17 protein-coding genes, 1 pseudogene and 1 riboswitch are annotated in these 20,929 nt (G+C 38.9%); of the genes and pseudogenes, 8 read left to right on the top strand and 10 right to left on the bottom strand.

Annotated elements, in window-relative coordinates; genetic code table 11:
- Positions 1-338 precede the first annotated feature (338 nt).
- The 4 genes from IGI64_RS00880 to rpsO all read right to left on the bottom strand — a co-directional run bounded on the left by IGI64_RS00880 (position 339) and on the right by rpsO (position 7,203).
- Positions 339-2,285 carry a BglG family transcription antiterminator gene (locus IGI64_RS00880; RefSeq protein ID WP_429939176.1) on the bottom strand — a complete coding sequence of 649 codons (1,947 nt, stop codon included), beginning with the start codon at positions 2,283-2,285 and terminating at the stop codon, positions 339-341.
- A 187-nt stretch (positions 2,286-2,472) separates the two neighbouring features.
- Positions 2,473-4,410 (bottom strand): fructose-specific PTS transporter subunit EIIC, encoded by a 1,938-nt coding sequence (locus tag IGI64_RS00875; RefSeq protein WP_429939175.1) that lies wholly within the window; start codon positions 4,408-4,410, stop codon positions 2,473-2,475.
- Between the two features lie 177 nt (positions 4,411-4,587).
- Positions 4,588-6,705, bottom strand: a complete 2,118-nt coding sequence (gene pnp / locus IGI64_RS00870; RefSeq protein WP_016623741.1) for a polyribonucleotide nucleotidyltransferase — start codon at positions 6,703-6,705, stop codon at positions 4,588-4,590.
- Between the two features lie 228 nt (positions 6,706-6,933).
- Complete coding sequence (rpsO, locus tag IGI64_RS00865) at positions 6,934-7,203, bottom strand: 30S ribosomal protein S15 (protein ID WP_034861701.1); 270 nt, start codon at positions 7,201-7,203, stop codon at positions 6,934-6,936.
- Between the two features lie 247 nt (positions 7,204-7,450).
- Here rpsO and def point away from each other — a divergent pair, with 247 nt between their 5' ends.
- Positions 7,451-8,014, top strand: coding sequence for a peptide deformylase (def, locus tag IGI64_RS00860; protein WP_016623744.1), 564 nt, complete (start codon positions 7,451-7,453; stop codon positions 8,012-8,014).
- Between the two features lie 62 nt (positions 8,015-8,076).
- On the opposite strand, the gene IGI64_RS00855 is transcribed toward def, so the two are convergent.
- The 4 genes from IGI64_RS00855 to IGI64_RS00840 all read right to left on the bottom strand — a co-directional run bounded on the left by IGI64_RS00855 (position 8,077) and on the right by IGI64_RS00840 (position 11,181).
- On the bottom strand, positions 8,077-8,850 hold the full coding sequence (locus IGI64_RS00855) for a hypothetical protein (RefSeq protein ID WP_429939174.1): 774 nt from the start codon (positions 8,848-8,850) through the stop codon (positions 8,077-8,079).
- A gap of 250 nt (positions 8,851-9,100) precedes the next feature.
- Complete coding sequence (locus tag IGI64_RS00850; protein ID WP_016623748.1) at positions 9,101-9,622, bottom strand: transcription repressor NadR; 522 nt, start codon at positions 9,620-9,622, stop codon at positions 9,101-9,103.
- A gap of 1 nt (position 9,623) precedes the next feature.
- Positions 9,624-10,466: a chorismate mutase gene (locus tag IGI64_RS00845; RefSeq protein ID WP_429939173.1), complete on the bottom strand. Its 843-nt coding sequence runs from the start codon at positions 10,464-10,466 to the stop codon at positions 9,624-9,626.
- On the bottom strand, positions 10,453-11,181 hold the full coding sequence (locus tag IGI64_RS00840; protein WP_429939172.1) for an NAD-dependent protein deacylase: 729 nt from the start codon (positions 11,179-11,181) through the stop codon (positions 10,453-10,455). The genes IGI64_RS00845 and IGI64_RS00840 overlap by 14 nt, the downstream gene beginning before the upstream one ends.
- Before the next feature lie 215 nt (positions 11,182-11,396).
- On the opposite strand from IGI64_RS00840, the gene IGI64_RS00835 reads away from it, so the two are divergent.
- The 7 genes from IGI64_RS00835 (at position 11,397) to IGI64_RS00805 (ending at position 19,705) form a co-directional block, all read left to right on the top strand.
- Complete coding sequence (locus tag IGI64_RS00835; RefSeq protein WP_016623751.1) at positions 11,397-11,693, top strand: hypothetical protein; 297 nt, start codon at positions 11,397-11,399, stop codon at positions 11,691-11,693.
- A 289-nt stretch (positions 11,694-11,982) separates the two neighbouring features.
- A riboswitch (Lysine riboswitch) is annotated at positions 11,983-12,157 on the top strand.
- A gap of 142 nt (positions 12,158-12,299) precedes the next feature.
- Positions 12,300-13,895 (top strand): ABC transporter permease subunit, encoded by a 1,596-nt coding sequence (locus IGI64_RS00830; RefSeq protein ID WP_034861705.1) that lies wholly within the window; start codon positions 12,300-12,302, stop codon positions 13,893-13,895.
- Positions 13,896-13,907: 12 nt separating this feature from the next.
- Positions 13,908-14,645 (top strand): amino acid ABC transporter ATP-binding protein, encoded by a 738-nt coding sequence (locus IGI64_RS00825; RefSeq protein WP_016623753.1) that lies wholly within the window; start codon positions 13,908-13,910, stop codon positions 14,643-14,645.
- A gap of 333 nt (positions 14,646-14,978) precedes the next feature.
- Positions 14,979-16,367, top strand: coding sequence for an amino acid permease (locus IGI64_RS00820; RefSeq protein WP_429939171.1), 1,389 nt, complete (start codon positions 14,979-14,981; stop codon positions 16,365-16,367).
- Between the two features lie 144 nt (positions 16,368-16,511).
- The gene (gene brnQ / locus IGI64_RS00815) at positions 16,512-17,867 is read left to right on the top strand and encodes a branched-chain amino acid transport system II carrier protein (protein ID WP_016623756.1); all 1,356 of its coding nucleotides are present in this window, start codon (positions 16,512-16,514) and stop codon (positions 17,865-17,867) included.
- A 150-nt stretch (positions 17,868-18,017) separates the two neighbouring features.
- Positions 18,018-19,529 (top strand): helix-turn-helix domain-containing protein, encoded by a 1,512-nt coding sequence (locus IGI64_RS00810; protein ID WP_429939170.1) that lies wholly within the window; start codon positions 18,018-18,020, stop codon positions 19,527-19,529.
- Positions 19,530-19,543: 14 nt separating this feature from the next.
- Positions 19,544-19,705: a hypothetical protein gene (locus IGI64_RS00805; RefSeq protein ID WP_429939169.1), complete on the top strand. Its 162-nt coding sequence runs from the start codon at positions 19,544-19,546 to the stop codon at positions 19,703-19,705.
- 262 nt (positions 19,706-19,967) lie between these two features.
- Here IGI64_RS00805 and IGI64_RS00800 read toward each other — a convergent pair whose 3' ends face one another.
- Together IGI64_RS00800 and IGI64_RS00795 are read right to left on the bottom strand one after the other, a co-directional pair.
- The gene (locus IGI64_RS00800) at positions 19,968-20,339 is read right to left on the bottom strand and encodes a hypothetical protein (RefSeq protein ID WP_016623759.1); all 372 of its coding nucleotides are present in this window, start codon (positions 20,337-20,339) and stop codon (positions 19,968-19,970) included.
- Positions 20,340-20,454: 115 nt separating this feature from the next.
- Positions 20,455-20,922, bottom strand: a pseudogene (locus tag IGI64_RS00795) (low molecular weight protein-tyrosine-phosphatase).
- Positions 20,923-20,929: the final 7 nt, after the last annotated feature.

Raw genomic sequence — 20,929 nt, 5'->3', positions numbered from 1 at the left:
TCTCCCTCGTCTTTCATAGTATGATAAATACGATTTCAGGTACAGCTTATAAAAAAAGACCTAAGCAACAGCAAAAAAACTGCTACTTAGGTCTCGCAATAACGTATTAGACCAGTGATTTCGTCACTTGTTGTTGATCTAAAACCATAGAATAAACTATGTGCTACTCCCCTAAATCTTGATTTTCATTATCCGAGAAATCAATGAGAAAGTCAATTTAGAAGCCGTAAAATCCGTAAAAATTTTTAGATATTTTTCAAACAAGCATCCACTTATCAAATAAAGTAATTCCATGTATTTTCAAAATAAGATTTCTTGATAACAAAAGAGATTTTGACTCAACAATAATGGGATAAAAGCTTCAATACATTCAACTTATCTTTTTCTTTTATTACCTTCTGGAATACTTCTTGGTTTTCAATCAAATAATGGATCATTGAAAAGAATTTCTTTGTTTCTGGATTTCCTAGTTCTTGCTTTTTCAACCCCAGCAGGATGACCATTTGAACTTCATCTGTATACCAAAGTACTGGTTTTTCTAAAGTAGCAATCGAGATAAAAGAGTGTCGGATCTCATTCATGTCGCCATGAGGAAGAGCGATGGATTTTCCGATTCGTGTACTTCCCTTGTTTTCCCGCACTAAAACTGTTTCAAGATAACTGGATGTCACCAATCCCTTATTTTCGGCATTCCTCACCATTTTTTCTAATACTTCTTTTTGCGTTTCTGCTTTTAGATGAACATGGACCAAAAATGGGTTTGTGTATTGATGGATATCAAATTTTTTTATTTTTTCTTGTACAGGATTCTTGCGCAAATAATGGCTCAATAAAGATTGATCCTTCATTTCGAATAAAGGAGAAATCAAAATAACAGGAGTTTTTTCAAATTCGATAGGCGCTGTTGCTAAAATAAAATCGGCTTGCTGTATAAGTGCTGAATCTTTTGCTTCGTCCAAACCTAATAAACCAATAACTTTGATCTGAGGATAAGCACGAGCTAGTTTTGCCTCGATAAAAGAAGAGACACCAATCCCAAAATTACAGATAATCACTGTTTTCAACTGTTGTTTCGGTTCTTCATTCATTCGTTCGATAGCGCCTTGCAAATGTACAGTCAAATAAGCCACTTCTTCTTCAGGAATGTACCATTTTTTATTATCTGCGTATTCCTCGCTGATCGTTTGGACAATCAGAAACAGCTGCGTATAGTTTTTCATGATTTGTTCTTTTAAAGGATTGATAATATGGAAGCCGCTGGCGATTCGCGTAAACGTCGCTTTCAAATGCAGCCGCAGATTTTCCCGCAATGTTTGATTTTCCGACAAATCGTATCCCATGATTTGGTGGACATCTGTAATTAGTGCACGAATAATTGCTTCGATATGCTGTGTCGTTTCCTGAAGAAATTCTTTTTGAGTTTCGCTGGCGCCATAAAAAGCGGCGATCCGCAACGCCAAATAGCCGACCTCATCTTCTGAAAAACGCAGGCTTAGCTTGATTGTTAACTTTTCTGCTAGTTCTTTAGCCAATCCATGCGCATGAGAATGACGAATAAAATGCCATTCTTCTGGACTAAGCTGGATAGATGCGTGCTCTTTTACACGGATGATCATAAACAATAAATGGATGACGATACTATTGAAAACTTGACCATTATTCGGCAACTGATGCTGCACTTCAAACTCCTCTACTAATTCTGACAAGAAACGCAGCTGCTGGGCAGGAAAAAAATCACGCAGCAAAGGCTGATTTTTGAGCTCCATCCTTTCTTTGACTGTTTGGGAAAGCAGTTCCCGTTTTTCACGCTCTTCTCCTTCTACAAAAATCCCGATTTTCGGTTTGATCACCAAAATCAATTTATGATGACTTAATAATTCTGCTATAAAAGTTAAATCTTCTCGAATCACTTGCTTAGAAGTATAGACATTTTCTGCTAAATCATCTAATGTGCAGGGTTTTGTATTGATCAAAAGCATGAACAAAAGCAAGCTGCGCCTCTCTTCTTGTGCATAAATCTCTGTACCCGGCTGAAGAAGGAACGTACGGGAAATCTCTGCTTTTTCTGGACTTTCAAACCAGATGCCCACACCAGGTTTTTTTACAAACGAAAAAGAAAATCCGCTTTCATTTAATTCCATTTCGATTTTGCCCAAATCATTTCGGATCGTCCTCGGAGAAACATGGTTTTCTTCTGCCAGCTCCTGTATCGTCGCCTTTCTCCCCTCCAATAAAGAGCGGAATAATGTTTTCTGCCTCGTATTCAATGTACTTCTACCCTTCATACTTTTCCCTCATTTCCATTACTACAGTATCATAAAGCTTTCCAAGAAAAAAGCTGTCTTTCAATAACTAAAAATCAATCAAAAATAAGAGGATCAAAAACGCCAAGAATCTTCACTGATAGAAATTTTTTTCTACCAGTGAAGATCGGTGTCAAAAGTCAGTTTGGACTTTTTTCGTTTATTTTTCTTATTGTACAGTATCAAGCAGATGCATGATTTCATCTTTGCCCTGTGATTGAAGCAATTTTTCACGAAAATCATTATTCATAAGTTTGCGAGACAACATTTGTAAAATTTTCAAATGGGCATCTCCTTGGCTGTCTTCTGGTACAGCAATCATGAAAATCAGTTTTGAATCTTCACCATCTAAACTATCCCAGTTGATACCAGATTTTTTACGACCAAATACGACGCTAGGTTCTTTCACTGTGTTGGATTTTCCATGCGGGATAGCTACCGACATCCCGATGCCTGTTGTACTTTCTTCTTCCCGTTGATAAATCGCTTTTTCAAAATCTTTGATTGAATCGATTTTTCCTAAATCATCGAATTTTTCCGCTAACTCATGGATTGCTTCTTCTTTTGTATTTGCATCTAAGTCTAAAACAAGACTATTTTCGGTTAAGATATCTGTTAATTTTTCAAAAGCTGTTTTTTCTCCTCCGATTGCTTCTTCAGGGGTAGAAATACGAAACTCTTTGGCTGGACTTGCTGCAACTGGTGCTGCTACGTCTTTTCTTAAAATCGAAAGTAAGAAGACTGTCGTTGCGATACCGCAAACTGCCGCAACAAAAAACATCAATACATGATCTACTGCGCCTAAGACTGCAACGATAGGGCCGCCATGTGCCACGTGGTCTGTTACATGACCTAATGTCGCTACTACACTTCCTACCATTGAACCAGCTACGATACTTGGGATAACACGTAATGGATCTGCTGAAGCAAATGGAATTGCACCTTCCGTGATCCCAAATAATCCCATTGCAAAGGATGCTTTACCGGCTTCTTTTTCTGGAGCAGAGAATTTGTTTTTAAGAATAAATGTTGCCACACCTAGAGATAACGGTGGGATACAAATCGCGACAGCAATTGGTCCCATGATACTGAAATTTCCCTGTGCAATCATTCCTGAACCAAACAGAAAGGCTACTTTATTGAATGGTCCACCCATATCTACCGCAATCATTGCACCTAAAATCAATGCAAGAACGATTTGGCTTCCACCTTGCATCCCAGCCAAAAAGTTAGATAACATCGTGAACAATGCTGCGACTGGATGACCAATAATATAAATAAAAGAGAAACCAACGATCAAAGAAGAAATAACTGGGATGACAATAATTGGCATAATGGATTGAATCGCTTTAGGTACAGGAATCTTCTTCATTCCTAATGCAATAAAACCAGCCAAGAATCCTGCAATGATCCCGCCAATAAAACCTGCATTTGCTTCACTTCCATATAACGAACCGTTCGCCGCAATCATCCCGCCGACAAACCCTGGGACTAAACCTGGTCGATCTGCAATACTTTGAGCAATAAATGCTGACAAAATAGGTACCATCAAGCCCATTGCTAAGCTGCCAATCGTGTTCATCGTTGCCCAAATACTGCCTTCAGGAATCGTGATGCCGTTTGGACCTGGATGACCGCCTAATGACAAAGCAATAGCAATCAGTAATCCTCCCGTCACCACAAAAGGAACCATGTAAGAAACACCATTCATCAAACTTTTATAAATTTGTTTTCCTAAAGATGCTTTTTCTGAACCTTCATTGCCGGATTCAGAAATACTGCCTTTTTGGATATGTCCTTCGTTGTTGACGATTTTTTGAATCAGCGCATCGGCTTGATGAATCCCATCCTGAACACCGACTTGAATCAATTGTTTCCCAGCAAAACGACTTTTATCGATGGTTGTGTCTGCTGCGATGATGATCCCTTTTGCATTTTTGATTTCTTCAGATGTCAGTTCATTTTCAACGCCAATTGAGCCATGTGTTTCTACTTTTACTTTGATACCTGCTTTTTGTCCAGCTTTTTCTAAATTTTCTGCGGCCATATAAGTATGGGCGATTCCTACTGGACAAGAAGTGATTGCTGCAATAAATTGTTCTGCCATTTCTATTCTCCTCGCTTCTCTCATCTTTCTACATGACAAAGTATAAAGCGTTTTATTGTCGGATTTAATCAGAATATTTTTCCATAGTTGTGGCAAAAAACAAATTAATTACAAAAAAACAGCCCAAACAGAAAATCTGTTTGAGCTGTTGGTCTGCGTTATCTAAATTTAGTTAGATTATTTTTGGTTTTCTTTGTCGTCTGTCAATAGGACTTTTCTTGAAAGGTTCACACGACCTTGTTTGTCGATTTCTGTGACTTTCACTAATACTTCGTCGCCTAATTTGACAACATCTTCTACATTATTGACACGCTCGTTTGCCAATTGAGAAATGTGGACCAAACCATCTTTTCCTTTGATCAAGTTGACGAATGCACCGAATTTTTCGATACGTACGACTTTACCTAGGTAAACTTCGCCGACTTTCACTTCTTTTGTCAAATCTTCGATGATTTTGATAGCTTTTTTGATCATTTCTTTATCAGAAGAAGCAATGCTTACTTTACCATCTTGATCAATGTCGATTTTCACACCAGTTTCTTCGATGATTCCGTTGATTGTGTCGCCACCTTTACCGATCACGTCTTTGATCTTAGAAGGTTCGATTTGGATCATTTCGATTTTCGGTGCATATTGACTTAATTCTTCGCGTGGAGCAGCTAAAGTAGATGTCAATTCTTCTAGGATTTCCATACGTGCTTTCTTCGCTTGTTCCAATGCTTCAGTCAAGATTTGTTCAGTGATACCTTGGATTTTGATATCCATTTGCAACGCAGTGATACCTTCTTTAGTACCCGCTACTTTGAAGTCCATATCGCCTAGGTGGTCTTCTAAACCTTGGATATCTGTTAAAATCGTGTAGTTTTCGCCATCAGAAACTAAGCCCATCGCGATCCCTGCTACTGGCGCTTTGATTGGCACACCTGCATCCATCAAAGCCAATGTTCCGGCACAGATACTTGCTTGAGAAGAAGAACCATTTGATTCTAAAACTTCTGCTACTAAACGAATTGTGTAAGGAAACTCTTCTTCTGAAGGAATTACTTGTGCCAATGCACGTTCACCTAACGCACCATGTCCGATTTCACGTCGGCCTGGTGATCCCGCACGACCTGTTGAACCAACAGAGAATTGAGGGAAGTTATAGTGATGGATGAATCGTTTGCTTACTTCTACACCAAGACCATCAATGATTTGATGTTCTCCTAGTGGCGCTAATGTACATGCAGACAAGGCTTGTGTTTGTCCGCGCGTAAATAGACCTGAACCATGGACACGAGGAAGTAAAGATACTTCTGAAGAAAGCGGACGGATCTCATCTAATTTACGTCCATCTGGGCGGATTTTATCGATCGTGATCAATTCACGGACCACGTCTTTTTCCAAGTCTTCAGCAATTTGTTTTACTTCTTTCATCAATTGCGCTTCGTCTTCATGCTCTGCAAATTTTTCTGCATAAGCTTCTATCACAGATTCTTTTACTTTCTCGATATTGTCTTCACGAGCAAGTTTTTCTTCTGTCATAACAGCTGTTTTCATTGTGTCGTAAGAAGCAGCGAAAATCTCTTTTTTCAAATCTGCATCTACTTGAAGTAATTTTACTTCCATTTTTTCTTTGCCGACTGCTTGAACGATTTCTTCTTGGAAAGCAACAAGTTCTTTGATTGCATCAAAACCGAAAAGCAAAGCACCAAGCATATCTTCTTCAGATACTTCTTTCGCGCCGCTTTCTACCATGTTGATCGCTTTTTTCGTACCGGCAACTGTCAATTCGATGTCTGTTTGTTCTGCTTGTTCCACTGTTGGGTTCAAGACATATTCACCATTTACACGGCCAACTTCAACACCTGCGATTGGACCATCAAATGGAATATCTGAAATACTTAAAGCAAGAGAAGAACCTAGCATTGCTGCCATTGCTGGTGAACAATCTGTTTCTACACTCATCACGATGTTTGTGATTTGGACTTCGTTACGGAAACCTTCTGCAAACATTGGACGGATCGGACGATCGATCAAGCGAGCAGTCAATGTTGCTTCTGTACTCGGACGTCCTTCACGTTTGATAAAGCCTCCAGGGATTTTACCAGCAGCGTACATTTTTTCTTCATAGTTGATCGTCAATGGGAAAAAGTCTGTATCTTTGGCTTCTTTTGAGGCAACAGCTGCACTTAAAACTACAGTATCTCCGTAGCGGACCAAAACTGCTCCATTTGCTTGTTTTGCCAATTGTCCGATTTCAACTTGTAACGGACGGCCGCCCCATGTCGTTTTAAAAACTTGTTTTTCTGACATAATTTCTCCTTTTCTCCTGTGAAAAGCAAGACGCTACTAAACAAATGAAAACCTCTAATTATCTCTTCAGCAATTTAGCAGCTTTCATTTGGTTAGTAGAAGTCCACCTAGCTGTTCCACAGGCATTGTTTTTTTAGTATTGATAGAAAAAAAGGGGCTGTGACCTGAGTCAACTAGCCTCCCCCAAAGAGGAGCTGGACAGCTCTCTCACAACCCTCTTTTTCAAAATTAACGACGTAATCCTAAACGTTGGATCAATTCGCGGTAACGTTGAACGTCAGTTTTACGTAGGTAAGCTAACAAGTTACGACGGTGACCAACTTTTTTCATTAGGCCGCGGTATGAATGATGATCTTTTTTATGCATACGAGCATGTTCATTTAGGTGATTGATTTCTTCAGTCAATACAGCGATTTGTACTTCTGGAGAACCAGTATCTCCTTCATGACGTGCGTATTCTTTGATGATTTCATTCTTGCGTTCTTTTGAAATTGCCATTATTTCCACCTCTTTCATAGTTTTCCCCTGGGACTGAGTAAAACGTTGGTGACTCGTTTAACCAAGTAACAGGACTGTGTTTACACACAGATATACTTTACCTGAATCTCCTTGAAAATGCAAGAACATAATGTCTCTGCTGACAGAAAAAACAAACAAACTTTCTACCATTTTCTTGGATTTGTGATACACTATAGTAGCTGAAAATTTGAAGATATTTTTCAAAAACGAAAGGGGTACATAGTTCATGATCACAATGGACGATATCATTCGCGAAGGTAATCCTACATTACGCGAAGTAGCAAAAGAAGTTGAGTTTCCTTTAAGCGACGACGATATCCAGTTAGGGAAAGACATGCTGGAATTTTTGATCAACAGCCAAGATCCAATCAAAGCAGAAGAACTTCACTTACGCGGCGGCGTTGGTTTGGCAGCACCTCAGTTGGACATTTCAAAACGAATCATTGCTGTGCACGTACCAAATGCTGATCCTGAAAAGGAAGAACCATCTTTGAGTGCCGTTATGTATAATCCAAAGATCCTTAGCCACTCTGTCCAAGAGTCTTGTCTAGGCGAAGGCGAAGGTTGTCTATCTGTCGACCGCGATGTGCCTGGTTATGTTGTACGTCATGCAAAAGTAACAGTTTCTTACTATGATATGAATGGTGAAAAACACAAGATTCGGTTGAAAAATTATGAATCGATCGTTGTCCAACACGAAATCGACCATATCAATGGCGTGATGTTCTACGACCATATCAACAAAGAAAATCCATTTGCTTTGAAAAATGGTGTGTTAGTAATCGAATAATCGCCGCTATTCAATGAATAAAGCAGGAAAGCTGGGAGAATACTCTGCAGCTTTCCTGCTTTTTATCTGGAATGGGATGTCTCAGTTGATTTTTCTTTTTTAGGAACTTGTTTTTTAATGTTGATATTTTGAGAAGCAGCATTCTTTTTCAAACCCTCCAAAGTCTTTAGAGAGGAAGTTTGACAATTCAAACTGTCTTTTTGGGTTTCTAGTGTCCTTTTAGGCTGTTTCCAAAGTTCTGGATTTTTGTCCCATGGTGCCTGTACTTTTTTATCGTCTTTCAAAAATATTGTTTTATCTTTTAGGTTATGCCAAGCTTCATGTATCTGATGTAAGGTAGAATGGTAAAGCGCATCCTTATCCGTTGCTGCTTTGTTCACATCTAACCCATCTAGAACAACCCACAATTGTACGTTTTCTTTATCTTTTACTATTTCTATCCCCATTTGTTGAAAGGGCTCTATAAATGGATTTTCACGACTCATAGAGGTGAGAAGTTCCTCATTTTTCAACTGTTCTTTAGATAAATTTTTTAAAACTGTTCTTACTGGACTATCTTCCTTTTTGATCCTATTATAATAATCCAACATTAAATCGTACCAATCTGTGTATACCCCGTAGTATCCTGTTATATTATTTAGTTTGTCGAAAGTGAACCCGTCACTAGTTACTATTATCCCCATAACTCTCGCATATTTATTTACATAATTATCCCTATTTTCAAGCCAATCAGAAAGACAAGTTTTTTTACCGTTACCTTGATCAAAATAACTCTCAGTTTCCCCTAATTTCCTAACACTTTCTTCTAACCCAAAAATCAACGTTTTCTCGCCCATTTCCCCATCTCCTTTTTATTACTAATTCTAACGAAGAAATTAAACAGATTAGCAGATTTTCCTTTCAATATTTTCCAAATGTTGAAAAAACTGCTCGTTTTCTAGTTGAAAAAAAATACACGCAAGAAAACAGATAAAGAAAAACCTGTTTTCTTGCGTGTAAATTGAATTGTCAGGACCCATAACAAATGGCTCATGTTTCTTTTTTCAAAGGAATAGATTTTTCAAGTTTTTCTATTTACAAACCAAATCAACCTTCGTACAAAATACCCGCTTCTGCTAATACTTGCTTGATTTTTTTCAGTACATGTTCTTCTTGGTAGCGGATCGTATGCAAGTGGATGCCGCATGTCAATTCAGATAATGGCAACGCATTGCTTTCTTGGTATTTCTTCATAAAATTCGCAACGTCCTGCTCGTTTTCTATGTGGAGCATGCCGACGATTTGACCATAAAGCGGATGTTCGATGATGACATCGACAACTTCGCCGCCGTGTTGGACGATTAGTTTTAGTTCTTCCTCGATTCGATCGTTTGAATGCTGAACAGCGATCTTACTCAAAAATCCTTTAGTCGTTTCGCTTGATTCTAAAAGGTACCCTCTCGCTGTTGCAATGATTTCTTCGCCAGCAGCACGCAAAAGCGCGATATCTCCTACAACGATTTGCCGGCTGACACCAAATCGTTCCGCAAATTTACTTGCGCTGACTGCTTTATTGGCTCCCGCTAAAGTTTTCAGGATTTCCTGTCTCCGTTGTTCTCCCTCAGTCATTTTAATGTTTCTCCTTTCGCAAATCGCTTTGGTAGTTTCGTGAATGTTTCATGATATCATGATAAGTCTCTAAAATCGGCTGTTTAAGCGCTGCGTTTTGAACGGCATCACTGACATTGTTCAAGACCGCTTTCTCTCGATCTGTATCTAAGATTGCTTTGTCTGTTTGTTTTTTTAATCGATTGACTTCTGTCACAGCATTCATTCTTTCTTCCAAAAGAACCGCAATTTGCTGATCGATTGAATCGATTTTTTTTCGTACATCTTTTAATTCTGAAGTTGGCTGTTCTTCCTCTATTTTCTTGATGATTTTTGCGGGATTCCCTGCAACGACAACATTATCAGGAAAAGACTTCGTGACCACTGCTCCGGCCCCTACTACCACATTATTTCCCAGAGTAACGCCCGGCATGATAATTGCTCCGCCGCCGATCCAAACATTGTCCCCGATCGTTATCGGTTGTGCATATTCCTGCCCGCTGTTTCGTTGATCTGGATTCAACGGATGTGTAGCTGTGTAAAGTTGGACATTCGGCGCAAACATACAGTTATCACCAATCGTTATCTTGCTGACATCTAAAAAGATACTGTTAAAGTTTGCATAAAAATTCTCGCCCACTGAAATGTTATAACCGTAATCAAAATAAATGGACGGTTCCATATATAAGTGTTTTCCCGTTTTGCCAAATGTTTCCTTAAGAAGCTGCATGCGCAATTCTGAGGATTCTGCTTGGTTGATCAAACGGATTTGCCCTCTTGCCAACGCGCGATCAGCTGTTAACTCAGGGTCATTTGCAAAATACAGTTCACCAGCGATCATCTTTTCTTTTTCAGTTTTTGTCATTTTCGGCTCCTTTGTTTAATTGCTCAAACACTTCTATTCCATCGTATTGAGCAAAAAAGTATTCTTGATCCAGGTCGATCTCGGTTTGATTGATGACTAGTATCTCTGCTTCTTTTTGTTTATATTCAATGAGACTGCGAAACGGGTAAACCTGAAAACTTGTTCCTATAATAACGATCAGTTCTGCCTGTGACACCGCTTCGACAGCCTGTTCGATCACTTCTGGTTGAAATCCTTCTCCATACAATACGATCATTGGACGAATCTGTCCCCCGCAAATATTGTGTCGGTCGCTTTGCAGATATTCTTGCCAATCTACTGATTTTCCGCAGTTCATGCAAGTACAATTATACAGATTACCATGAAATTCAATCAACTGACTTGTTCCTGCCGCCCGATGAAGTCCGTCGATATTTTGGGAAATCGTCCAAACTGTTTTTTCTTTTTCCAGCTGCGCAATCGTTTGATGGATGAGATTTGGCTCAGCATCTGGATGATAAAGATGTTTGATAAACGTATAGAATTTCTGAGGTTCCTCTAGCAATGCTTGACGGCTCAACAAATATTCTGGACGTTCCATACCGCGATAAACACCATCCAACGAACGATAATCAGGTATTCCTGACGGTGTAGAAACACCAGCTCCCGTCAAAAAAGTGATACGATCAGCAGAAAGGATCTTCGCTGCTGCTTCTGATGGATTGATTCTTTTCATTGCTTCTCCCTCCTCTTGTCTACTATAGTGATTCTAATAGAAAATACGCACTTTGCGAATAGAATTTTGCAGAAAATATTTTTCATTTCGTTTTTGTTCTTTACTATTTTATAAGAAAACGATTGTATTTATTTGTATAATTTATCACAAACACGACTGACAAATTTATGAAAACGTGTTACAATACTTGCTGTACAAAAGCGAGGTGAATCACTATGGTACCATTTATTATTTATTGGGGCGTTATTTTAGCATGTATTGCCTGGTTAGCACTTAGTCTTTACTTTTCTATCTTTTACTTTGTCCGTAAAGAAAACGGGAATCTTTGGGCTTTTGCCTTCTTCAATGTCTTGGCGGCGGTCGTTTTAGCTATCACATTAGCTGTTTACCGTACGTGGGGTTGGGGAATCACGCAATATTCAAGCTTGATCTATCTTGTGTTAGCGATTTACGGCGTAACGATCATCTTACAGGCAATTTTAGGTCGTGAACCGAAAGCAAAAGCAGCTTAAGCAAAACGATTTTTTCTATCAATAAAAAAGTAATATATTTCAGAAAGAGACTGGCATCCGCTAGTCTTTTTTTATTGAAAACTTTATTCACAAATAACAAAATATCCAAAAAATCGTATATTTATTCTTTTAAATCACAAACGTTCTATTCCTTTTTTGCAAGGGTTTTCTTGCCTTTTTTCTAAATATATCAAGTTTTTCCAGAAAACAGCAGTAAACAATTGACAAACGTTTTAGAATATCGTAAGCTATTCACATGTATAAATAACTGAATACGAGATACCTCAATCAATGAGGTAGAGGTCGCGAGAATCATTAAACTTGTGGAGTGAAGCAAACACGTCGAAGCAAGGCTAGGGAGGATCGCCGAAATGTAAACTTTTTTGCTTGGAGTTTATGTTGGGACGTAAGTTAACAGCTTACGGACTGTCTTAGCAGTGATGCTAAGTTGCGCTATGTTTTGTGAGAGGTTTATCGACCTACGAAAATCCCAGCGGCCTTTTTAGTTACATAAAATGGTCGTTTTTTGTTTTAAAGATAAGCAGCTGCAATTCATGTCAATCAGACCACTCGTGTATTATGCAGAAAAAGAAGAGGAGAAAGACTATGAAAAAAAATTTTGTTTCAGTTACAGTACTATTTGCATTTATTTTTTCACTTATCGGACTAAGCGGAAATGCGGCTGCCGACGAACAAACCCCTGATAATCAATTCCGCGTAGGTATGGAGGCTGGTTATGCACCATTCAACTGGTCACAACAAACAGACGCGAATAATGCTTGGCCTATCCAAGGTCAAAATAGTTATGCTGGCGGTTATGATGTTCAAATCGCCAAAAAAGTAGCAGAAGGACTTGGTAAAGAATTGGTCATCGTCCAAACAAAATGGGACGGCCTTCCCCCTGCCCTTCAATCCGGTAAAATCGATGCAATCATCGCTGGTATGAGCCCAACAGCCGAGCGTCGAAAAGAAATCGACTTTACAGAACCTTATTATGAATCTCATTTGGTTGTGGTGGTAAAAAAAGACAGCGAATTTGCTGATGCAAAAAGCTTAGAAGATTTAGCTAATGCAAAAATCACTGCCCAGTTGAATACTTTCCATTATACAGTGATCGATCAAATCCCAAATGTCCAAAAACAACAAGCAATGGATAACTTTTCTGCTATGCGGACAGCCCTTGCATCTGGAATGATCGACGGCTATGTCAGTGAACGTCCTGAAGGGGTTACTGCTACTAGCGTCAATCCTGATTTGAAAATGTTGGAATTCAGCGATGAAGCAGGCTTCCAAACAAATCCTGAAGATGTACAAATCGCTGTTGGTATGAGAAAAGGCGATCCAGATGTCCAAAAAGTCAACGAGATCCTTGCTGGTATTTCTGAAGATGAACGTACACAGATCATGGACCAAGCAATCAAAGACCAACCTGCGTCTACAGAAGACAGTGAAGAAGAATCTGGCATTTTGACAGATTTCAAAAATATTTGGGATCAATACGGCAACATGTTTTTACGCGGAGCTGGTTTAACCCTATTTATCGCTCTTATTGGTACAGTAGTCGGAACAACTTTAGGTTTATTGATCGGTGTCTTCCGTTCGATTCCTAACTCTGAAAATCCAATTGCCCGTTTCTTCCAAAAAGTCGTCAACATCCTTCTATCGATCTATGTAGAAATTTTCCGCGGCACACCGATGATGGTACAAGCAATGGTTATTTTCTACGGATTAGCGTTAGCATTTGGTATTTCCTTAAACCGAACGATTGCAGCTTTGTTTATCGTTTCAGTGAACACAGGTGCTTACATGACAGAAATCGTCCGAGGCGGGATTTTCGCAGTGGATGAAGGACAATTTGAAGCAGCACAAGCAATCGGTATGACACATAGTCAAACCATGCGTAAAGTCGTGATTCCGCAAGTCTTGCGAAATATCTTACCTGCGACAGGAAACGAGTTCGTTATCAATATCAAAGATACAGCTGTCTTGAGTGTTATTGGTGTAGCCGATCTATTCTTCCAAGGGAATTCAGCTTCTGGCGCGAACTTCCAATTCTTCCAAACATTTGCGATCGTTGGTGTGATCTACTTGGTTATGACATTTACGATTACACAAATCTTACGTTATGTTGAGAAGAAAATCGACGGCCCTTCTTCCTATAGTAAAATCGAAGAAGTCGACAACTCAAACTTGCAAGAATAAGGAGGCAGACAAATGAGCGCAATTATTGAAATCAACCACTTAAGAAAAAGCTTCGGAGACAACGAAGTATTAAAAGATATCAACGTAACAGTGAACAAAGGCGAAGTTGTAACGATCATTGGTTCCTCTGGTTCCGGGAAATCAACCTTCCTTCGCTGCATCAACTTGTTGGAAAAACCAACAGGCGGCGAAATCATTTACAATGGTGAGAATGTACTCGCACCAAAATACAATTTGCCAAAATACCGCACGAATCTTGGTATGGTATTCCAATCATTCAACTTGTTCAATAATATGAACGTCTTAGAAAATTGTATGTCCGGACAAACGACTGTTTTGAAAAGAGACAAAGCAGCAGCGAAAAAAGTTGCTATGGAAAACTTGGAAAAAGTCGGCATGGAAAGTTTCATCCATGCAAAACCTTCTCAACTTTCCGGCGGACAAAAACAACGTGTCGCAATCGCTCGTGCCTTATCTATGGACCCAGATGTTTTGCTGTTTGACGAACCAACATCTGCACTCGATCCAGAAATGGTCGGCGAAGTATTGAACACGATGAAAGATCTTGCGCATACTGGTTTGACGATGTTGATCGTTACCCATGAGATGGAATTTGCAAAAGACGTTTCAGACCGTGTCATCTTCATGGACAAAGGCGTTATCGCAGAAGAAGGAACACCAGAAGATATCTTTGTTCATCCAAAAGAAGAACGGACAAAAGAGTTTTTATCACGTATTTTAAATCCATAAACCAAAAACCACTAAAACGATTTGTTTTAGTGGTTTTTTTGTAAATTTTACAGCAAACTAAAATCAGATTTTCCGCAAGCTGCTTCGAAACATTTGTCGTTCTTAATAAAGGCTAGGACGCACTTTTCTGCTTTTTTTGTATGCCTTTTCTCTTTTATTACTTAGTATCATGTTTTTTAATCAAAAACAGAAAAAAAGATACTTGGATTTTCCCCAGTGTTAGCGCCTTTTGCTTCCCCTCCTTCTCCTGTATAGAAGGAAAGGGCTTGTAATTTTCTGAAAATTCTCTTAAAATTAACGCAACTCAAATATTTAAGTTAGGATGATTAAACTATGGAAGAAAATCAGCAAGAGCTGCAGCGCGGGCTGAAAAACCGGCATGTCCAATTGATTTCGATTGGCGGCGCGATTGGGACCGGGCTTTTCCTAGGTTCCGGAAAATCGATCCAATTAGCTGGCCCTTCGATACTGCTCGCTTACTTAATAACAGGCGGGATCTGTTTCTTGATCATGCGTGCCTTAGGAGAGCTTCTGCTGTCAAATACCGATAACCATTCGTTCTTAGACTTTGTTGCAGAATATCTTGGAAAAAAAGCGGCGTTTATCACTGGATGGACGTACTGGTTTTGTTGGATCGCTATCGCTATGGCCGATTTGACAGCTATTGGTATGTATGTTCGTTTCTGGGCACCAAATGTTCCGCAATGGCTGCCGGAATTGATCGCTTTAGTGCTGCTTTTAGGTTTTAATCTGATTGCCGTCTCTTTATTCGGTGAATTAGAATTTTGGTTTGCTTTGATTAAAGTGGTTGCTATCATTGCCTTGATCTTAGTGGGTGTCTATATGCTTGTAACGGGTTATCAAACAGGATTTGGACCAGTTTCATTGAGTAATCTCTGGTCACATGGCGGCTTTTTCCCTAAAGGCGGCAATGGCTTCCTGCTCTCGTTTCAAATGGTGACCTTTGCCTTTGTAGGGATTGAATTGGTCGGCTTGATTGCTGGCGAAACAGAAAATCCAAAAAAAGTATTGCCAGAAGCAATCAACAATATCCCGATTCGAATCATTCTTTTTTATCTAGGTGCTTTGATCGTCATCATGTCTATCTACCCATGGAACAGTTTGCAAGCTGACAAGAGTCCTTTTGTCGAAGTGTTCGCTGAAATCGGTGTAGTTACAGCTGCTACGATCATTAATCTAGTTGTTCTAAGTGCAGCAGCTTCTGCCTGCAACAGCGCAATTTATAGCACCGGACGTATGCTCCGCTCTCTTTCACAAGAAGGAAGCGCGCCAAAATCGTTTAAAAAGCTGACTCGTCATCATGTTCCAGGAAATGCATTATTCTTTTCTACAATCGTTATCTTAATGGCGGTTATCTTGAATTATGTCATGCCTGAAGAAGTCTTTACGTTGATCAGCAGTATTGCAACGACTTGTTTCTTATTTGTTTGGAGCATTCTAGTCTATACACATATGAAATATCGCAGAAGTATGATCGGTAAAAAAGCGCACAGTTTCAAAATGCCGTTTTACCCAGTAAGTAATATTTTAGTATTCTTATTTATGATCTTTATTTGTGTCGTGTTATTCCTAGGAAAAGATACTCGTTTATCCTTAATATTGACACCTATCTGGTTTATTCTTTTGTTCGCTATCTACCATTTTAAATATGAACGAAAAAATAAAACGCGACAAACATCGCCTTCTAAAACAGGTGAATGACAATTGATTTTTGTTTAAAGTTCCGCCTTGTCTGAGAATACGAAGACAGGGCGGAGTTTCCTTGATAAAACGCCAGTAAATTCTTGCGTGAGATAAATAATTCTGTTACTTTAAAAAATATATCTTACTAAAGGAGACTTGCTTATGACAAAAAAATTGTCTTTTAAAGACCACCTTTTTATAGGTTCTATGCTTTTTGGTTTATTCTTTGGCGCAGGCAACTTGATCTTCCCAGTACACATGGGTCAAGAAGCTGGTATGAATGTTTTTTGGGCGAATCTGGGCTTTTTAGTCACTGGGATCGGCTTACCATTTTTAGGTGTCATCGCGATTGGCGTTTCTAGAAGTGCTGGTGTTTATGAACTAGCCAAACGTATCAATCAAAAATATGCTATTATTTTTACTATTTTGCTTTACTTAGTTATTGGACCGTTTTTCGCATTACCACGTTTAGCCACTACTTCATTTGAAGTCGGTTTTGCACCATTTATCGAATCGAGTCAGCAATCACTTTTTCTGGCGATTTTCAGTATCCTGTTTTTCTTTGCTGCTTGGTGGTTTTCAAGAAAGCCTACGAAAATCTTGGATTACGTTGGAAAATTTCTTAACCCTGCATTTTTAGTTTTGCTTGGCGCATTACTTCTTTTAGGTTTTTTGAATCCGCTTGGCGGTATCAGTGACGCTCCTGTTCAGCCAGCCTATCAGGAAAATGCATTTTTTACTGGGTTTACACAAGGATATAACACGCTGGATGCACTAGCTGCTTTGGCATTTGGGATTATTATTGTAACGACTATCCGCAATATGGGTGTCACAAAGCCTTCTGAGATTGCAAAAGATACGATCAAGTCTGGTTCCATCAGTATTGTCTTGATGGGTGTGATCTATACCCTTCTTGCTTATGTAGGAACAATGAGCTTAGGCAAGTTTCCAGTTAGTGAAAATGGCGGTATCGCTTTAGCTTTTATTGCGAATCATTATCTTGGTACTTACGGCAGTATCTTGCTTGCTTTGATCGTGATTCTTGCATGTTTAAAAACAGCTATTGGATTGATCACAGCTTTCTCTGAGACTTTCGCAGAACTTTTCCCACAAAGAAGTTATTTGTTCTTTGTACTGATTGCTAGTATCTTGCCATGTCTTGTCGCAAATGTCGGATTGACGAATATCATCCAGATTTCTTTACCTGTATTGATGTTTATTTATCCCCTAGCTATGACTTTGATTCTTTTGGTGCTGATCGGCCCATTATTTAGAAATCGGACAAGTGTTTATCGTATGACTACTTATTTCACATTGATTGCTTCAGTCATTGACGGGTTGAATGCTTGTCCAGATTCAATCAAAGAGACAGCATTCGTACGATCGATCTTGGACTTTGCCAGTGCGCATCTGCCATTCTTCACATTAGGGATGGGTTGGATCGTTCCAGCACTTGTCGGGTTTATTATTGGCATTCTATGGAGCTTGTTCAAAAAAGAGCCGGCTCCTGAAATGTAAAACTGAACGTCAGAAAAACGAATCGCAAACCAGAAAAGAGCAGTTCCGCTTTTCTGGTTTGTATTTTTATTGATAAAGAACACCGGTATTCTCTGACTGACAAAAAAACGAAAACAAGTTAAAATGTCACAGATACAAGGAGGAAAAAACATGCTTTATGAAGAGCTATTGATGGATACATCTACACTTTCAAAGTTCCACTTATTCAAATATTTAAAAAAAGCAGAACATGCCGCATTGTCTGCCGCTCAAATCGCAGAAACGATGCAATTGAACTATCAGCAGACCATCGTCATTCTGACAAGCATCGAGCAGGACTTGGAACAACTCTCTCCTGACACTAAAAAAATATTGACAGGTGCAGGAAAAATCGACCTGACAGCTATCACTACGACAATTGATGGTTATCGCTACTTTCTTTTGAAGAATTCGACTGCTTTTCAATTCATCTTGTATTTATTGAATGACGCCGAACCAACGATTGAAAAATTTTGTGAACTTTACTATATAAGCCGTTCAACTGTCTCAAGAAAACTGGCTAATCTAAAACAATATCTAAAAGGTTACGGTCTTCGATTTACGTACAACGAAGTGGACTTGGTAGGTGATGAACGACTGGTTCGTTTGGCTCTTTTTGACTTTTTGTGGTTAAGTTCTCGTGGACTAGAGTGGCCATTGGAGATACCAGAAAAACAAGCGGAAGAACTAGCTGAATATTTCCGCCCTTATTTCTCTTCTTCAGAAACTTATCTGGGGCATCTGGAATTAAAATTGCTGATGGGAATCATGATCGCGCGCCAGCAAAACAGACATTTTGCTGCGTATGACAAAGCGTATGATTTTCTAATGGCTGAAAACAGCTACTATCCTTTTGAAAATCTGCTGCCTGTTTTCCAGCAAAATAGTCGTTCCGACATCATCATTTCGGATGAACAAAGTCGTGCAGAAAGCAGTTTTGTTTTTTTCATTGCACATATCGTTCCTTCTTTTACATCAAGAGAAAACAGAGTTCTTGAACATACGCTTCGGGATTTTACATCAAAACCGAATCCTGTTTACCAACTTGTCGATAACTTTTTATCTTTTGCTAAAACAACTTTTTTAGAAGAATCCTTTGAAATCTTTGATAATCCATTACTTATCGGAAATATGCTGCATGTCACGTTTGCTTTTCATGTCTTAAAGCAGCCGTTTCCTAATGTGCAGAGCCTAGTTATCCAGCCTCATCAAAATAAGTCGATGATCGATTATCTGGAAAACCGGATAACAGATTTTTTGAAAACTCAAAGTACGCAAGAATATCCTTTTTTAACAGAAAAAACAATTCCTCTGCTAAGCAAAACATACAAAAATCTGTTAGCACCTTATTATAAACATATGAAGATTTCGCAATCCTTGAAAGTCGGCATCGCTATTGAACCGAACTACTTGCTTGTTTACAATCTGGAACAATTTTTATCTGACTTGCAGTTTGCAGAAGCAGAACCATTTCTCCAAGACAAAGCAGATACTTATGATTTGATTATCAGTTCTTCACCAATGATTGAAAAGCTTTATCCGACACAACACGTCTATTTATGGGACCATACATATGAACATGTTGAACTTGCAAAATTGTATAAGAAATTAAGACAGCTTTATGTGGAGAAGAATCGGTTTTGATAAAGAGGTTGTGAATGAACCGTTCAGCTCCGAGCATTAAAGAAGAATTTTGTAAAACAGCTTCTCATGTTTTGCAAAATTTTGAGTTAATGCCGAAGGAGCTGGTTCATGAGTACCGTTTAGAAAGAGGTTGTGAAAGTGATGTTCTGCTTCAAGAATTAAGGATAAAAAAGTAAAAACAGCTTCTCATGTTTTTCGGTTTTTTATTTATCATCTAAACTTAACAACTTTCGAAAACTTTCGTCACAAAATATTCACAACTCTCTTTTATTATATAAATATACCAACAAACAACCCTAACAACACTTTTTCATTTTTAACTCCTTACCTGCCGGCCGCTCAGCCGGCAGGGCTTTTTTTGTCTATTTTTCTGAATCAAAAAACAAAAAGATCCCAGAGAAGCTCTGGGATCTTGATTCTTTATTTTATTAAAATCACTCAACGAGACAAACGTTCTTGTTCTCCTTCTGGCGATAAGCTGGTGATTTTTTCGATTTGATCAATCAATACCATACGCAGCTGATCATTATCATTACGCAAGCGAATCATCACACGATCTTTTTCGACTGTTTTTGATGCAATCCAGCCAGAAATCATTTCGTGTTTTCCGCTCATTTTATTTTCGCGAACTTGCAAGACAACTAAACTGTTTTGTGCTGCAGCTTTTTGTAATTTAAGAGCAAATTCTTTTCGCAACCGTACCTTCTCAGCCTTCATTTCCGTGTCATTCACAAAAGAGTCAAAAAGATAGGACGTATGAGTAACTAACTTTGTAAGTTTTTTCATTGGCGACTTTTTATTTTCATCCATCGAATGCACTTCCTCCTTTAGCTAAGAAACTAGTGTAATTAAGTTCATTTTACCCAAATAAATAGGAAAAAACAAGAAAATGAATTCCCTTAACATGAATATGAGACAATCAACTTTACTGGTTATTTTCTGTCCATATTGGCCACCAATAGTCCAACCCTTCGTTCAACAAGCGGTGTGTCTCATCGAAATCATGCGTGTAATAGGGATCTGGCACGCCTTTGCCCTGTTTCTCTGGAACGATATCCAAGAATAAACGGATTTTATGCTCCGCGTCTTCTGGTGCCAATTCTTTCAACTCATCCACGTTCGATTGATCCATTCCAATGATCCAATCATACTTCTTAAAATCATCTTGGCGGATTTGACGAGCCCGCATATTCTCAAAAGAAATATTTTCTTGGCGGAAGATTTGCTACGTTCCTGGATGTGGTCGATTGCCCACTTCATAAGAACTTGTGGCTGCAGAGTCGACAAAAAAACGATCTTCCTGATTTGCCTGCTGGATCTTCTTTTGCAGCAGCCCTTCAGCCATTGGTGAGCGGCAGATATTCCCTAAACAAACAAATAAGATTTTTGTCATTTCGTCT

This window comes from Enterococcus sp. DIV0210g (assembly GCF_050559705.1).
GTDB classification, from domain to species: Bacteria; Bacillota; Bacilli; order Lactobacillales; family Enterococcaceae; genus Enterococcus_B; species Enterococcus_B faecalis_A.
The sequence above is the reverse complement of the archived record's forward strand: the minus strand, read 5'-3'. Positions and strand labels throughout refer to the sequence as shown.

Coding starts and splice junctions, on each gene's coding strand:
- IGI64_RS00800 (WP_016623759.1), bottom strand. CDS start 20,339: ATGGATGAAAATAAAAAGTCGCCAATGAAAAAACTTACAAAGTTAGTT.
- IGI64_RS00850 (WP_016623748.1), bottom strand. CDS start 9,622: ATGACTGAGGGAGAACAACGGAGACAGGAAATCCTGAAAACTTTAGCG.
- IGI64_RS00820 (WP_429939171.1), top strand. CDS start 14,979: ATGGAAGAAAATCAGCAAGAGCTGCAGCGCGGGCTGAAAAACCGGCAT.
- IGI64_RS00855 (WP_429939174.1), bottom strand. CDS start 8,850: ATGGGCGAGAAAACGTTGATTTTTGGGTTAGAAGAAAGTGTTAGGAAA.
- IGI64_RS00825 (WP_016623753.1), top strand. CDS start 13,908: ATGAGCGCAATTATTGAAATCAACCACTTAAGAAAAAGCTTCGGAGAC.
- IGI64_RS00830 (WP_034861705.1), top strand. CDS start 12,300: ATGAAAAAAAATTTTGTTTCAGTTACAGTACTATTTGCATTTATTTTT.
- IGI64_RS00880 (WP_429939176.1), bottom strand. CDS start 2,285: ATGAAGGGTAGAAGTACATTGAATACGAGGCAGAAAACATTATTCCGC.
- IGI64_RS00875 (WP_429939175.1), bottom strand. CDS start 4,410: ATGGCAGAACAATTTATTGCAGCAATCACTTCTTGTCCAGTAGGAATC.
- IGI64_RS00840 (WP_429939172.1), bottom strand. CDS start 11,181: ATGAAAAGAATCAATCCATCAGAAGCAGCAGCGAAGATCCTTTCTGCT.
- def (WP_016623744.1), top strand. CDS start 7,451: ATGATCACAATGGACGATATCATTCGCGAAGGTAATCCTACATTACGC.
- IGI64_RS00810 (WP_429939170.1), top strand. CDS start 18,018: ATGCTTTATGAAGAGCTATTGATGGATACATCTACACTTTCAAAGTTC.
- IGI64_RS00805 (WP_429939169.1), top strand. CDS start 19,544: ATGAACCGTTCAGCTCCGAGCATTAAAGAAGAATTTTGTAAAACAGCT.
- IGI64_RS00835 (WP_016623751.1), top strand. CDS start 11,397: ATGGTACCATTTATTATTTATTGGGGCGTTATTTTAGCATGTATTGCC.
- brnQ (WP_016623756.1), top strand. CDS start 16,512: ATGACAAAAAAATTGTCTTTTAAAGACCACCTTTTTATAGGTTCTATG.
- rpsO (WP_034861701.1), bottom strand. CDS start 7,203: ATGGCAATTTCAAAAGAACGCAAGAATGAAATCATCAAAGAATACGCA.
- pnp (WP_016623741.1), bottom strand. CDS start 6,705: ATGTCAGAAAAACAAGTTTTTAAAACGACATGGGGCGGCCGTCCGTTA.
- IGI64_RS00845 (WP_429939173.1), bottom strand. CDS start 10,466: ATGACAAAAACTGAAAAAGAAAAGATGATCGCTGGTGAACTGTATTTT.